General features: G+C 64.7%; 16 protein-coding genes and 1 tRNA gene. 7 read left to right on the forward strand and 10 right to left on the reverse strand.

The window, feature by feature from the left end; genetic code table 11:
- From KBY58_RS07320 to KBY58_RS07330, 3 genes are all read right to left on the reverse strand, one after another.
- Positions 1-387: type II toxin-antitoxin system VapC family toxin (locus KBY58_RS07320; RefSeq protein WP_255003685.1), on the reverse strand; the 387-nt coding region annotated here is incomplete at its 3' end.
- Complete coding sequence (locus KBY58_RS07325) at positions 387-623, reverse strand: type II toxin-antitoxin system Phd/YefM family antitoxin (RefSeq protein ID WP_254932783.1); 237 nt, start codon at positions 621-623, stop codon at positions 387-389. The genes KBY58_RS07325 and KBY58_RS07320, both read right to left, overlap by 1 nt.
- 96 nt (positions 624-719) lie before the next feature.
- A tRNA-Gly gene (locus tag KBY58_RS07330) sits at positions 720-790 on the reverse strand.
- A 100-nt stretch (positions 791-890) separates the two neighbouring features.
- Here KBY58_RS07330 and KBY58_RS07335 point away from each other — a divergent pair.
- The 5 genes from KBY58_RS07335 to plsY are packed head-to-tail and all read left to right on the forward strand — an operon-like array spanning position 891 to position 5,093.
- Complete coding sequence (locus tag KBY58_RS07335) at positions 891-2,279, forward strand: MFS transporter (protein WP_255003687.1); 1,389 nt, start codon at positions 891-893, stop codon at positions 2,277-2,279.
- Positions 2,280-2,325: 46 nt separating this feature from the next.
- Positions 2,326-3,072: an MlaE family ABC transporter permease gene (locus KBY58_RS07340; protein WP_255003728.1), complete on the forward strand. Its 747-nt coding sequence runs from the start codon at positions 2,326-2,328 to the stop codon at positions 3,070-3,072.
- Positions 3,072-3,548 carry a DUF3119 family protein gene (locus KBY58_RS07345; protein WP_255003688.1) on the forward strand — a complete coding sequence of 159 codons (477 nt, stop codon included), beginning with the start codon at positions 3,072-3,074 and terminating at the stop codon, positions 3,546-3,548. The genes KBY58_RS07340 and KBY58_RS07345 overlap by 1 nt, the downstream gene beginning before the upstream one ends.
- Positions 3,541-4,422: a DUF3086 domain-containing protein gene (locus tag KBY58_RS07350; protein ID WP_255003689.1), complete on the forward strand. Its 882-nt coding sequence runs from the start codon at positions 3,541-3,543 to the stop codon at positions 4,420-4,422. Before KBY58_RS07345 ends, KBY58_RS07350 begins: the two co-directional genes overlap by 8 nt.
- Positions 4,423-4,439: 17 nt before the next feature.
- Positions 4,440-5,093: a glycerol-3-phosphate 1-O-acyltransferase PlsY gene (gene plsY, locus KBY58_RS07355; RefSeq protein WP_254932779.1), complete on the forward strand. Its 654-nt coding sequence runs from the start codon at positions 4,440-4,442 to the stop codon at positions 5,091-5,093.
- Positions 5,094-5,110: 17 nt separating this feature from the next.
- Here plsY and proC read toward each other — a convergent pair whose 3' ends face one another.
- The 7 genes from proC to KBY58_RS07390 all read right to left on the reverse strand — a co-directional run bounded on the left by proC (position 5,111) and on the right by KBY58_RS07390 (position 10,351).
- Entirely contained in the window at positions 5,111-5,953 is an 843-nt protein-coding gene (gene proC / locus KBY58_RS07360) for a pyrroline-5-carboxylate reductase (RefSeq protein WP_255003690.1), read from the reverse strand.
- A gap of 3 nt (positions 5,954-5,956) precedes the next feature.
- Positions 5,957-6,505 carry a cell division protein SepF gene (locus tag KBY58_RS07365; RefSeq protein WP_255003729.1) on the reverse strand — a complete coding sequence of 183 codons (549 nt, stop codon included), beginning with the start codon at positions 6,503-6,505 and terminating at the stop codon, positions 5,957-5,959.
- A gap of 83 nt (positions 6,506-6,588) precedes the next feature.
- Entirely contained in the window at positions 6,589-7,245 is a 657-nt protein-coding gene (locus KBY58_RS07370; RefSeq protein WP_255003691.1) for a YggS family pyridoxal phosphate-dependent enzyme, read from the reverse strand.
- Positions 7,246-7,512: a PipX family protein gene (locus KBY58_RS07375; protein ID WP_254932775.1), complete on the reverse strand. Its 267-nt coding sequence runs from the start codon at positions 7,510-7,512 to the stop codon at positions 7,246-7,248. It abuts the gene before it with no gap.
- 49 nt (positions 7,513-7,561) lie between these two features.
- Positions 7,562-8,479, reverse strand: a complete 918-nt coding sequence (locus tag KBY58_RS07380) for a CbiQ family ECF transporter T component (RefSeq protein WP_255003692.1) — start codon at positions 8,477-8,479, stop codon at positions 7,562-7,564.
- Positions 8,479-9,840, reverse strand: coding sequence for a ribosome biogenesis GTPase Der (der, locus tag KBY58_RS07385; RefSeq protein WP_254932773.1), 1,362 nt, complete (start codon positions 9,838-9,840; stop codon positions 8,479-8,481). Before der ends, KBY58_RS07380 begins: the two co-directional genes overlap by 1 nt.
- Positions 9,841-9,895: 55 nt before the next feature.
- Positions 9,896-10,351: a DUF1823 family protein gene (locus tag KBY58_RS07390; RefSeq protein WP_255003693.1), complete on the reverse strand. Its 456-nt coding sequence runs from the start codon at positions 10,349-10,351 to the stop codon at positions 9,896-9,898.
- A gap of 22 nt (positions 10,352-10,373) precedes the next feature.
- Here KBY58_RS07390 and dusB point away from each other — a divergent pair, with 22 nt between their 5' ends.
- Both dusB and KBY58_RS07400 read left to right on the forward strand, forming a co-directional pair.
- Entirely contained in the window at positions 10,374-11,387 is a 1,014-nt protein-coding gene (dusB, locus tag KBY58_RS07395) for a tRNA dihydrouridine synthase DusB (RefSeq protein ID WP_255003694.1), read from the forward strand.
- Entirely contained in the window at positions 11,384-13,423 is a 2,040-nt protein-coding gene (locus tag KBY58_RS07400; RefSeq protein WP_255003695.1) for a glycosyltransferase family 2 protein, read from the forward strand. Before dusB ends, KBY58_RS07400 begins: the two co-directional genes overlap by 4 nt.
- Positions 13,424-13,493 lie beyond the last annotated feature (70 nt).

Here is a 13,493-nt window from a genome sequence, read left to right on the forward strand (position 1 = left end):
GGCCGCGGCCACAAACGGAGCATCCAGGCTGCAGAGGGTCGCGCCACGGCCGCTGGCGATGGCAAGGTGCAGGGCATCGGCCGCTCGCAGGGTCGTGCTCCAGCCGCGCAGGCAGGCGTTGGCATTGAGGAAGTCCTGGGGCTCCAGTTCCAGCAGCAGCAGGCCCGGCGCCAGGCTGCGCTCAAAACCTTGAAGTACCGCCTCGGCCTGTGCCTGGCTCAGGGCCTTGGTGCGCACCTTCAGGCCGAGGGCGGAATGCAGCTCGGTGACACTCCAGTAGCTGATCGCCAGCGGTGCACTGGCCTCAGCCAGAAACGCCGCAGCCGTGGCGGAGTGCGCTTCCGGCGTCAGCACCGCCAGCAGCACACAGGTGTCTATGTAGAGCATCAGGCGCCTGGCTCATCCCGCAACGCCCGGATGGTCTCCACGCCGTTGGTCGGTTGCTGGGGCAACGAATTGCGGAGGCTTGCGAGCTGGGGAAGTAAATCATGCACGCTGCAGCGCGGCACCAGCTCGGCGATGGCCTTGCCCCGCCGGGTGATCACCACCGCTTGCCCGGCCTCCACCGCATCCAGAAGGCTGGAGAGCTGGGTCTTGGCTTCCGCCACCGTCACCTGCACCATGGCCGTTGACCATATAGATGACCAACTCTAGGGCGGGCCCATGGCCCGGTAACAGGAGGCATCGGCTTTGAGCCGAAAACCCTCATTAAAGGAAAGAGCGGGCGGCGGGAATCGAACCCGCATCATCAGCTTGGAAGGCTGAGGTTTTACCACTAAACTACGCCCGCAGCAGTACAATTGCACTAGCTTTGCTAGCGCTTGGTCGTGGCTAGAGCCGGCCCAAGCCCCACCATTATGGCCTTCGGCCCACCAACAAAGCCTGCCCTGATGAGCCCCCAAGCCAGCAGCGATGCCATAAATCTGCAGGGGAGGCAACGGCAGCGACTGCTATGGGCCTACGGCCTGGGGGATGCCGGCACGGGCATGTCGGCCTCCTTGATTGGCTTTTACCTATTTATTTTTTACACCTCAGCAGCCGGCTTACCCGCCTGGATGGCGGGCCTGGTGCTGATGGTTGGCCGACTCTGGGACGGCGTCAACGATCCCATCGTGGGCTGGTTGAGCGACAAAACCAAAACCAAACTGGGCCCCAGGCTGCCCTGGATCCTCGGTAGTGCCCTGCCCCTAGGGGCCGCCATGGCGGCGATGTGGTGGCTGCCCCCCGGGCCCATCGGGGTGAAATTTGCCGTGTTTGTGGTGATTGGCATCGTGGCCAACAGCCTTTACACCTGCGTAAACCTTCCCTATTCAGCCCTGGCCGCCGAACTGACCACAGATGTTTCGCTGCGAACCCGGCTGAACACAACCCGATTCACCGGCTCAATCCTGGCCAGCCTGGTGGGGATTGTGATTGGCGCCCTGCTGCTGCAGGACCACCAAAACCCAGCCAGCTACTGGAAGATGGGGATCCTCACTGGCGCGGTGGTGTCCACATCAACGCTGCTCTGCGGCTGGGGCCTGCTGCCTACCGCCCGCGCCTGCCAACAGCCCAACAGCCAGAGCGGTGCCACCCGCAAGCTGCTTAAGCGGGTCGGCAGCAACGGCCGCTTCCTGCGGGTTTTGGGGCTTTATCTACTGCTGTGGTGCGCTCTGCAGATCATGCAAACCGCAGCCCTGATCTACTTGCCGGTGGTGATGCACCTGCCCGAGAGCTGGAGCAACTGGATCCTGTTGCCCTTCCTATTGAGCACCCTGGGCGGGTTGTGGGTCTGGAACGGAGTTGCCTATCGCCAGGGCCGGATCCTCGCCCTGCGCTGGGGCACGGGCATTTGGATAGGTGCCTGCATCCTGGCGATGCTGATTCCACCGCTCGATGGCAGCATCTCGCCCATCGGCTCCAGCTCCAACTGCCTGCACCTGGCCCTGTTGGTGCTGACGATCGTGCTCGCCGGGATTGGCGCCTCCACCGCCTACCTGATCCCCTGGGCCCTGCTGCCTGACGCCATCGATGCGGACCCGGAAAAACCGGCGGGCCAATACACCGCCTGGATGGTGTTAACCCAAAAGATCTGCATCAGCCTGGCCCTGTTTTTCTTCGGCAACCTGATGAGCTTCAGCGGCTATGTGGCCGCCCAGGAAAGCCTGCAACCGGCGAGTGCCCTGCTGGCAATTCGCTTGTGCATGGGCCTGATCCCGGCCATCCTGGTGGTACTGGGCTTGGTGGTGATGCGTCGCTGGCCTACAAGGGACAAAGCCCTGCTCCCCCAATCGACCTGAGCGACCTCCCGCGATGACCATTGCCCCTCGGCAAAAATCACTGAAGTTGAGAGCGCCCCGCTGGCTGAAGCGCCTGGGGGCCAGCTGCTTGATCGGCGGCCAGGCGGTAAGTGCCATCGCCAGGGGCCAGATCGGCTTCAACGACCTGATGCAGGAATTACTCGAGGCAGGGCCTGGCAGCTTTTTGATCGTGCTGATTACGGCCCTGGCCGCTGGCACGGTGTTCAACATCCAGGTGGCCGCTGAGCTCACCAAACAGGGGGCCGGAGCAACGGTGGGTGGTCTTTTAGCCCTGGGCCTTTCCCGAGAAATCGCTCCCCTGCTGATGGCCACCCTGCTCACGGGCAAGGTGGCCACGGCCTATGCGGCCCAGCTTGGCACCATGAAGGTGACCGAGCAAATCGACGCGATCACCATGCTGCGCACCGATCCCGTGCAGTACCTGGTGGTGCCCCGGGTGCTGGCCATGGTGGTGATGGCACCGGTGCAATGTCTGCTGTTTTTCTGGGTGGGGATTTGGTCGGGCCAGGTCAGCAGCACCCTCATCTACAACATCCCTCCCACGGTGTTTTGGAATTCGGTGCGTACCTGGATGGAACCCTCCGACCTCCCGGCGATGCTGACAAAGGCCCTGGTGTTTGGCCTGATAATCGCTGTGATCTCCTGCGGCTGGGGGCTAACCACCAAAGGCGGGCCCAAGGAAGTAGGCACCACCACCACCGGCGCCGTTGTGATGATCCTGGTGATAGTGGCAATCGTGGATGCCCTACTCACCAAAGTGATGTTCGGCTAATGGAAGAAATTTCACCCAGCAATCGCCCCGAGGGTGGCCTCTTTCCCGGCTCCAGCGGCAGCCTGCTCCAACCCAGCTACGCAGTGGCCATTGGGGTCATGGTTCTAGGCCTGGCTTCTCTAGGCCTGCTTCCCCTCTGGGGTGGGGCTCTGTGGCTGGCCCTAGTGGTGACGGTATTTGGGCTATTTCTGCTGCTGCAGACCAGCCTGCTGCGGCTGGAATTTGGTGGCGATGCCCTGTTGGTGTGGCGGCAACAGAGCCTGCTGCGCCGCTTCTCCTACGGGGAGTGGCTGGGCTGGAAACTGTTCTGGCCGGGCCTGCCGGTGCTGTTCTATTTCCGTGAACAGGGCAGCATCCATTTCTTGCCGGTGCTGTTTGATGCCACCAGCCTGCGCGAACAACTGGTCCAGCACCTGGACGAACGCCTTGGCCAACTGACAAAACCGGAGCCCACCCCTAACCCCAGCGATGTCTGACGATCCCAGCCCAGAAACCAGCTGGAGCGACCTAGCCCTCACCGAACTGCGCCAGCGACGCGAAGAGCTCCAGGCGGAAATTGTCCAGCTCGAGGGGCGCCTCAGCCAGATCCAGGCCGAAATTGAGAGCAGCTTTGCCGGCCAGTCGGATGCGGTGGCAAGGCGCATCAAGGGCTTCCAGGACTACCTAGTTGGGGCACTGCAGGAATTGGCCGTAGCTGCCGAACAGGTGGAGCTGATCCCCCAGCAGGTGCTGGTAAAACCCTCGCCCCTCGACGCAATCGCCGCCAAGCCGGAGGATTCTTCAACCCAGCCGCCCCTTACCGTCGCCGGCCAGTTCCAACCAGATGGGGCCCTGATTCGCGAGCGCCTGGCCTCCTTTGGCAACCAACCCGACTTCTACGCCGACCCCTGGAAACTGCGACGCAGCCTGGAGAGCAGCGGCGCCGGCTACCTAGAGGACTGGTTTTTAGGCCAGGGCGGCAGGGGCGCCCAACCGAGCAGTGGCAGCCGCAGCCGCAATGCCCTGGTGGCAGCTGCGGCAATTGCGATCCTTGGGGAGCTCTATGGCGATCGCTTCCAAACCCTGGTGTTAGCGAGCCAGCCCGAGCGCTTGGGGGAATGGCGGCGGGGGCTTCAAGATTGCCTGGGCCTGGCCCGAGAAGACTTCGGCCCCAGCAGCGGCATCGTGCTGTTTGAGCGCCCCGATGCCCTGATTGAGCGGGCCGATCGCCTGGAAGAACGGGGTGAATTGCCCTTCATTGTGGTGGATGCAACCGAGCAGGTAATCGACATTCCGATCCTGCAATTTCCGCTCTGGCTGGCCTTTGCGGCCGGTCCAGAAGAGCTCAGAACGGAAGAAGAGTTCTACTAACCCCCCTGCTGGCCCCCATGTTTTCCGCCACTCCCCTGTTACTGCTACTTGCTGGCTACATGCTGGGCTCCCTGCCGAGTGGCTACCTGGCCGGCCGCTGGCTGGCCGGAATTGATATTCGCCGGGAAGGCTCCGGTTCCACCGGCGCCACCAATGTGTTGCGGGTGGTGGGCAAGGGCCCGGCCCTAGTGGTGTTTCTGGTGGATGTGCTCAAGGGCACCGGCGCGGTGCTGCTGGCCAAAGCCGTGCTGGAGCCCCAGGCCCTGGCCCTGGGAGCCGCCCCCTCCTGGCAAATCGACAGCTGGGTGGTGCTGGCCGGTCTGGCGGCCCTGGCTGGCCACATCTGGCCGGTGTGGCTGGGGTTTCGTGGTGGCAAGGCGGTAGCCACCGGCCTGGGCATGTTGTTGGGGGTCTCCTGGCCCGTGGGCCTGGCCTGTTTTGGCATCTTTTTGAGCGTGCTGAGCTTCAGCCGAATTGTTTCGCTCTCAAGCGTGGTGGCCGCCCTCAGCCTGCCCCTCCTAATGCTGGGATCCTTTGGGGCAGGCGGCATCCGGCCCGCCTACCTGTGTTTAGCCCTGCTCACCACGGTGCTGGTGGTTTGGCGGCACCGCAGCAACATCGAGCGCCTGCTGGCTGGCACCGAACCAAAGCTGGGCAAGGGGAAGGCCTAGGCCTGCGTCTAGCTGGGCTAGGCCAATTCCCGGCTGCGTTGGGCGGCGGCCAGCACGGCCTCAATCAGGGCAGAGCGCAGTCCCGCCTTCTCCAGGGCCCTGAGCCCGGCGATGGTGGTGCCCCCAGGGCTGCTGACCATGTCCTTGAGCTGGCCGGGGTGCAAATCCTGCTGGGCCAATAGGGCGGCCGTGCCGGCCAAGGTGCGGTGGGCCAAGCGGTGGGCCAGGACCCGGGGCAGGCCTGCGGCCACAGCCCCATCCGCCATGGCCTCGGCAACTAGGGCCACAAAGGCTGGCCCCGATGAGGTGAGCGCCAAAAAGGCATCCAATTGGGCCTCGGGCAGGTGGTGAACCTCACCCACCAGGGCAAACAACTCGCCAACCCAGGCCCGCTGTTCGCTGGTTACAGAATCGGCAAAGGCCAAGCCCGTCAGACCGCTGCGCACCATCGCCGGCGTATTGGGCACGGCCCGCACACACTGCCAAGTGGGGAAAAGCGCCTGGAGCCGCCCAAGCTTTACGCCGGCCAACACCGAAATAAGCAGGCCGCCAGCTGTTTCGGCCTCCCCAGCAGCCTCTGCCGTGCTGGTAGCAAGGGCCGCAGCCTCTGCCGCCTGCTCAAGCTGCTGGGGTTTAACCGCCAGGATCACCACCGGGGCACGCCAGGCCTGGGCAGGATCGGTGCCCACCTCCAGGCCAAGCTCCAGGCAGTGCTCGAGGCTGAGGCGTTTTGCGGAAGCATCGCTTGCCACCACAGCCCTCACCCCCGCACGCTCAACAATTCCCGCCTCAAGCAGCGGCAACAGCAAGGCCCGGGCCATCCGGCCCAGGCCCACCACACCTAAGGAAGGAGCAGACAATCCCTAGATGGCGGTGTCTTGACGACCCCAGGCCGGGCTAGGGGCAGCCTCGGCGGGCTCGTTGATCTCCCGACTCACGATCGTGGGAGAGGAGGCCTCATCGCTGGATGCGGTGGTGACGGTGACGCAGCTAGGTGCGAACAGGAAAATACTTTCGCCAACCCGCTCCTGGTGGCCATCGATCGCAAAGGTGCCGCCGGCCACGAAGTCCACGGCCCGCTGGGCCTGGTCCGGCTCCATCATCGTCAGGTTGAGAATCACCGTTTTGCGATCGCGCAGGGCCTGGATGGCCTTCGGCATTTCATCAAAACTGCGGGGCTCCATCAGGGACACCTCAGCGGTGGCATTTGATAGGCCCGGCATGCCGATCACATTGGTGCCCAAGAAAGGATCGGTGGCGCCGAAATCAGGGGTCAAAGCCAGGGAATTAGAGCGGGGCGTGGGGGTGGGTTCATCGAACTCTCCGCCGTCGTAATCGAGCTCATCATCGTAGTCGCCATCGAGGTAGTCATCCCCAGAGACAACGGCACGCAGACGAGAAAACAACGACACAGAGCCAACCTCAAGGATGCTTTCCACCTGAATAGCGCCTTGAACCAATGACGGCAAGGGTTCCAGCTGGAAATTTCTTGCTTTTAAGCAGAAATATTGTTGCGGGAACCAAATAGGCCACTGCCAATTCGCAGCCAGGTGCTGCCAGCTGCCGCGGCCTCAGGCCAATCTCCACTCATGCCCATCGAGAGTTCTGGCAACCCAAACCTTGTGCCAAAAGCGGCACATCGATCGAAGAGCACTTTTCGTTCGGCCAGGGTTAGCCCGAAGGGAAGGATCGTCATTAAGCCCACCGCCTGCAGGGGTGCGAGCAGTTGCAACTGGGGCCAATCCCGCAAAAAATGATCGGGCTCCCAGCCAGTTTTATCGGGATCGGCCTGGAATTTGAGCTGAAAAAATACCCTGGGGCTAAGGCCCTCCTCCGCTGCAATGCGGGCCAGCCGCTGGGCCAACTCCAGGCTGTCAACCGAGTGAATTGTGCCGAAATGGCGCAGCACCTGGCGGGCTTTGTTGGCCTGCAGGCGACCAATGAAATGCCAATCCAAGGGCGGCAGATCCGCCAGTTCCGCCTGCTTGGCGATGGCTTCCTGGACCCGGCTCTCGCCAAAGCTGCGCTGGCCCAGGGAGGCCAGCTGCCTGACCAGCTCGGCGGGATGGCCCTTACTCACCGCCAGCAAATGGCTGCCGGCCGGCAGGGCCTGGCCAAGGGCAGCAAAGCGCTCCGCCAGGGTGCTCGTCATTTAGATAAAGGTCTGGTCAAACAATTTGCGCCAAAAGGCCATTACCTCCGTGCTTTCCCTCCGGACACGGCCCAGATTTTGTTCGGCTAATTGGCGAGCATCCATCAATGGCACCACCTCGAAACTGGCCCCCTTGGGCTGGAGGGTGACCACAAAGAAGATGCGCTGGGCATAGAGGGTGGCGTAGAGCTCTCTGCCCTCCAGCAGCGGCGCCACCTGGTAGAGCATCCCAAAGGTGGGATGGTTGAGGTATCTCTCTTTACTCACTCTTTCGGCAGGCTTGGTTTTACGGGCTCACAGGGCCGGGGTCGCACCATTAAAAACCACCGACTTTGCAGCGCAGCAGCAGCAAACCGGCCAGGCCCGCCCCGGCCCAGCGATTCAGCCAAGGGTGGGCAGGGGCCATTTGATGCAACTGGTCAGGGGGCGCCCAGCGTCCACCCCTGGCGAGCAGGGCCTCTGCCCCCTGTTCAGCCCGCAGCAGCAGGTTGGCCAGCAAACGTTCGCCCAGGGCCAATAGCAAACCCAGGCCTGCTCGCCAGCCCAAACGCTTGAAATTGACCGCCCGGGTAGCCAGGGATCGCAACAGGTTTTGCAGTTCTTCCTGCACCAGCGGCAAAAAGCGCAGGGCCAATAGCAAGGTGAAACCGAGGCGCTCCACCGGCCAACCCCAGCGCCCCAGGGGCGCCAGCAGCCAGCTGATCGACCACACCAACTCCTCGGCTGGGGTGCTGATTAGCAGCAGGTTGGCGCTGTGCACCAGGGTGAACAGCAGGGTGGCGCCATTGAGACCGAGCTTGGCCGAGCGGCGGTTGATTGAAACGGGGCCGAGGCGGAGGATTTCCCAACGCTCGCCAGCCCGCTCGGGGGCTGGGCTAAGGGGTGATCCCGGCGCCAAGCGCAGCTCCTGGGGCGGACGCTGCAGGGGGGCAGCGGCGATGGCACCCTCCGGCAGCACCGACGCCAGCAAACCCACCAGCACCGCCAGAGCCACCAGGGCGGGCAAACTGCGGCGCCACAGCCGCCAGGGCAAACCGCTGACGGCGGTGATCAACAGCAACACCCCAACAAGGGAAATGCGCCAGATCGGCCCCGCCAGAATTGGGGTAATCAGGAAGGCCAGGGTCCAACCGAGCTTGAGCCGGGGATCCATGCTCCGCAGCCAACTACTGCGCCGACCTGGCTGCTCCTCGGCCACAAATTGGCCGATCGGCAGCTGCCGCAACCAATCCATCAGCGCCGGGCTTGTTGCCGGGCCAGTTCCTTCTCGGCATCACGCTGCTGCTTGCCGCGCCAGAACAGTTTGATAGGCGTGCCTTCAAAACCCAAACCCTCGCGAATCTGACGCTCCACATAGCGGCGATAGGTGTCGCCAAACAACTTCGGATCATTGACAAACAGGGTGAAGCTGGGGGGGCGCACCGCCACCTGGGTGCCGTAATACAAACGGCCCTGGCGACCGCCGCGGCTGGTGGGGGGAGAACGCCAACTGAGGGCCTCGGTGAGCACCTCATTCACCACCGAAGTGGTGACCCGGCGGCGGTGCTGCTCCACCGCCAACAGGGCGAGGGGGAAAATCGCCTGCACCCGCTGGCCAATGAGGGCCGAGGTAAACAACATCGGCGCCCAATCCAGGAAATAGAGCTTGGCGCGCAGCTCCTTTTCCATCGCCGGCATGGTGTGGCTGTCCTTTTCGATGGCATCCCACTTATTGACCACCACCACGCAGGCGCGGCCGTCCTCTTCAATGCGGCCCGCGAGGCGTTGGTCCTGCTCGGTAACGCCATCGATGGCATCGATCACGAGCACGCAGACATCACTGCGCTCAATCGCCTTAAAGCTGCGGTTGATGCCGAAAAATTCCGGGCCGTAGTTGACCGAACGGCGCCTACGAATACCGGCTGTGTCGAGCAGTTTCCAGGTCTTGCCCTCCCGTTCGATCGTGGTATCGATCGTGTCGCGGGTGGTGCCGCGGATCGGGCTCACGATCGCCCGGTTTTCACCGGACACCGCATTCAGCAGGCTGGATTTACCCACATTTGGGCGGCCAATGATCGCCAGCTGGATCGGCGCCTCTGTCTCCACCTCCTCGGTGGGAGGCAGATAGCTGATCACCTTGTCGAGCAGGTCGCCGGTGCCGGCACCGTGGATCGCCGAGATCGGAAAGGGTTCCCCCAGCCCCAGGCCCCAAAACTCCGCCGCCATGGCCAGGCCGGTCTCCGGCGATTCGCATTTATTGACACCCAACAGGGTGGGCACCCCCTGGCCCCGCAGCCATTCGGCAATCGCCTCATCGGCGGCTGTGAGGCCCTGCTGGCCATCCACAACCACCAGGGCAACGGAGGCTTCCGCCAGGGCCAGATTGGTCTGTTCGCGGATCTCGGGCAGGAATTCACTGTCGTCGTCGAAGACCAAGCCGCCCGTGTCGACCACCATGAAGGTGCGATCGCCCCAGTAACCCTCCTGGTAGGTGCGATCACGGGTCACGCCCGGCTGGTCGTGCACGATCGCCTCCCGGCTCCGGCACAGCCGGTTGACCAAGGTCGATTTGCCCACGTTGGGGCGGCCAATGATGGCGACAACAGGAAGCGCCAAAACGCCTTATCCCTTACAACTATTTCCTTACTTGACCCTACAGAGTGGTTGCCCCCTAGGCCACGGGCCAATCCCCCGGGTGCCCGGCCACGGGATTGGCCGGCGGCTCCAGCAGCTCCGGCAGGAGCCCGGTTGCGGGCAGGGGCTCATTGCGCTCTGCCAGATAGGCCAACAGCCAATTGACCGCCGTAGCCCGGCGGGTGCGGCGCGGGTAGAGCTCGCCAATCGTGTAGCCCGCAAAACCCAGCTGCTGCTTCAGCAGTTGCTTGTGCTGCTTCGGGATCGAGCGGGTGAGCGCCACCGAGGCGGGCCGCTGGGCGATGAACTGGGGTTCAAGGGGGAAGGGCTCCCGCCATAGGGCATCCGTAGCCGGGCCCGCGCTCCAGGTTCCGGAGCCATCGGGCGCGTATCCCAGGCGCGGCCAGATCAGCTCACACACGAAGCGATCGCTGGTGCGGTCGGCCAATACGGCCTCCAGCAGGGCCCGGCTCAGGGGGTAGGCAGCAGGCACAGGGCGTCACAATCGAATCACCATGATCACCGCTCCTCCCCACACCCTGGCGCCCATCGAGCTGCCCGGCAACGGCACACCCCGGAGCCTGCGCTGTCGGGTGCTGCAGTCGCCGCTGGCGGGGGTGAGTGATCGGATTTTTCGGGGCCTGGTGCGGCGCTGGGCCCCCGATGCCCTGCTGTTCACCGAGATGGTGAATGCCACCAGCCTGGAGCTGGGCCACGGCCGCCAAAAGGTGGAGGAGCTCGCAAGCGAAGCTGGCCCGATCGGGGTGCAGTTGTTTGATTACCGCCCCCAGGCGATGGCCGAAGCCGCCCGCCGGGCCGAGGCCGCCGGCGCCTTCCTGATCGACATCAACATGGGTTGCCCGGTGAAGAAGATCGCCAAAAAAGGGGGCGGCAGTGGCCTGATTCGGGATCCCGATTTGGCCACCCGCATCGTCGCCGTGGTGGGCGCGGCCGTGGGCATTCCGGTGACCGTCAAAACACGCCTGGGCTGGTGCGGCAGCGACCTCGACCCCGTCAGCTGGTGCCGCCAGCTCGAAGACGCCGGCGCCCAGCTACTCACCCTGCACGGCCGCACCCGGGAGCAGGCCTTCAAGGGGCAGGCCGATTGGGAGGCGATTGCCCGGGTCAAGGCAGCCCTGGCCATTCCCGTAATCGCCAATGGCGACATCAACTGCCCCGCCGCTGCCAGCCGCTGCCTGGAGATCACCGGCGCCGATGGGGTGATGGTGGGCCGGGGCACCATGGGCGCCCCCTGGCTGGTGGGCCAGATCGATGCGGCCCTGGGCGGCAGGCCCGTGCCGCCCGCCCCCAGCCCGGCCGAGCGTCTGGCCTTGGCGGCCGAACAACTGGGGGCCCTGGTGGCAGCCAAGGGCGACCACGGCCTACTGATCGCCCGCAAACACATGGCCTGGACCTGCCAGGGCTTTAGCGGCGCCCCCCAGCTGCGCCAGGAGCTGATGCGGGCAGCCACCCCGGCAGCGGCCCTAGCGTTGCTGGATCAAGCCAGGGCCCAGCTGGGATTTATGTGACCCCCTTTGCCACGCCCTGGCTTCCCTGGCTGGCCCTGCTGTGGCCCCTGTGGCTGAGCCGACGGCCGGAGGCAAGTTGCCCCCTATGGATGCGCCGCAGCCTGCTGCTGCTGCTCGCCCTGCTGACCCTGCGCTACCTGCACTGGCGCGTAAGCGCGAGCCTCAACCTCAGCACCCCCCTGGCGGCAGGCCTAAGCGTGCTGCTGCTGCTGGCGGAAGGATGGTTGCTGCTCAGCGGCCTGCTGCCGTTGGTGCTGGCCTGGCGCCGCTTCAGCGATGGTCGCCCCGAGGCAAATGCGGCCCAAGCCCGCTGGCTGGCCGGCGGCTGGCGCCCCGCCGTAGACGTCCTGATACCCACCTGCGGTGAACCGCTACCGGTGCTGGAGCGCTGCCTGCAGGCCTGTAGCCAGTTGAGCTATCCCCATCGGTGCCTTTGGCTGCTCGACGACGCCGGCCGCCCCGAGCTGATCGCCCTGGCATCGCGCTACGGCTGCCACTATCACCACCGCCCCCAGCGGCTCCATGCCAAAGCCGGCAACCTCAACGCCGGCCTTGCCCTGTGCGACGCCGAATTGGTGGCGGTATTTGACGCGGACTTCGTGCCGCAGCGGCAGTTTCTTGAGCGCACGATCGGCCTGCTGCTCGATCCCCAGGTGGCCCTGGTGCAGACACCCCAGCACTTCCTCAACGCCGACCCAATAATGCGCAACCTGGCCATGGAGGCCTGGCTGCTGCCGGATGAGGAGAGCTTCTACCGCTGGATCGAACCGGTGCGCAGCGCCTGGGATGCGGTGGTGTGTGCCGGCACCAGCTTCCTGGTGCGCCGCTCAGCCCTTGATCAAATCGGCGGCTTTGTGGAGCAGGCCATCTCCGAAGACCTGGTGACCGGCATGGTGTTGGCCTCGAAGGGCTGGCGGCTGCGCTATCTGGGCGAAAAGCTCAGCGCCGGCTTGGCCGCTGAAACCATGCTTGATTTCGTCAGGCAGCGGCAGCGCTGGGCTTCCGGCACCCTGCAGGCGTTGCGGCTGCCCCAGGGCCCCCTGCGGCTGCGGGGTCTGCGGCTCAGCCAGCGACTGGCCTACATCGAAGGGGCCCTGCACTGGTTCAACACGGTGCCGCGCCTGTTGCTGCTGCTGATGCCCCTCTGCATCGGCCTGCTGGATGTGTCGCCCGTGCGTTACACGGGCACGGCGCTGGTGGAACTGCTGCTGCCGCTCTGGATCGCCCTGCTCCTCAGCGTGGGCTGGCTCAACCGGGGCAGCCGCCATGCCCTACTGGCCGATCTGCCCGGCTGGGCCCTGGCGGTGCCCCTGGCCGCCACGGTGCTAGCCAGCCTCTGGGGGAAGGTGCAACCCTTCCGGATAACCCCCAAGCACCGCGTCGAGGGCCGCGGCGGCATCGCTCCGGTTTTGGCGGTGCCCCTTTTGGTGCTGCTTGCCCTCAACACCCTCAACCTGGCCTCGATCCTGCGCCACCTGGTTTCTGGATTAGGCAGTGCCGGAGACTGGCTGGGATTGGTGTGGGGCGGCCTGACCCTGGTGGGCCTGCTGGTGGCCCTACGGGCCTGTTGGGATCCCGCCGCCAGTGATCCAACGCCCTGGCTGGCGATCCAGATGCCGGCGCTCCTGCAAGGCGAGCTGGCCGATGGCAGCCCCTGGTCTGTGACCGGGGTGGTGCGGGCCCTCAGCGAAGCGGGCGCCGAATGGCAGGGCAGTGAACCGCTGCCAGCGGGGGCCCATTCCCTAAAGCTGGAGCTCCAACTGCAGCTCCAGCAGCAGGCCAGCCTGCCGCCCCTAACTCTGGAGGGTCTGGAACTAATCACAGGCCAAAGCAACCTTTGGCAGGCCTGCTGGGACAGGGCCGATCAGCAGGCCATGGTTGCCCTGGTCAGCTGGCTCTACGGCCGGCCCGATGCCTGGCCAGAACGCCAGGCCCCACCTGAATGGCGCAGCCTGGCGGCCCTGCTTGCACGGCTGTTCAAACCAGCCCAGCCCCTCGGCCCCGGCCGCCGCAGCCTGGTGATCCAAAAGCCCTAGATAAGATATTGAGCAGGATTACACCAAACTGTTCAGAGGTGCACAGAGACCTGCCGCTGCAACGGTTCTT

Origin of the sequence: Cyanobium sp. HWJ4-Hawea, assembly GCF_024345815.1 — a bacterium.
Lineage (GTDB): Bacteria > Cyanobacteriota > Cyanobacteriia > PCC-6307 > Cyanobiaceae > Cyanobium_A.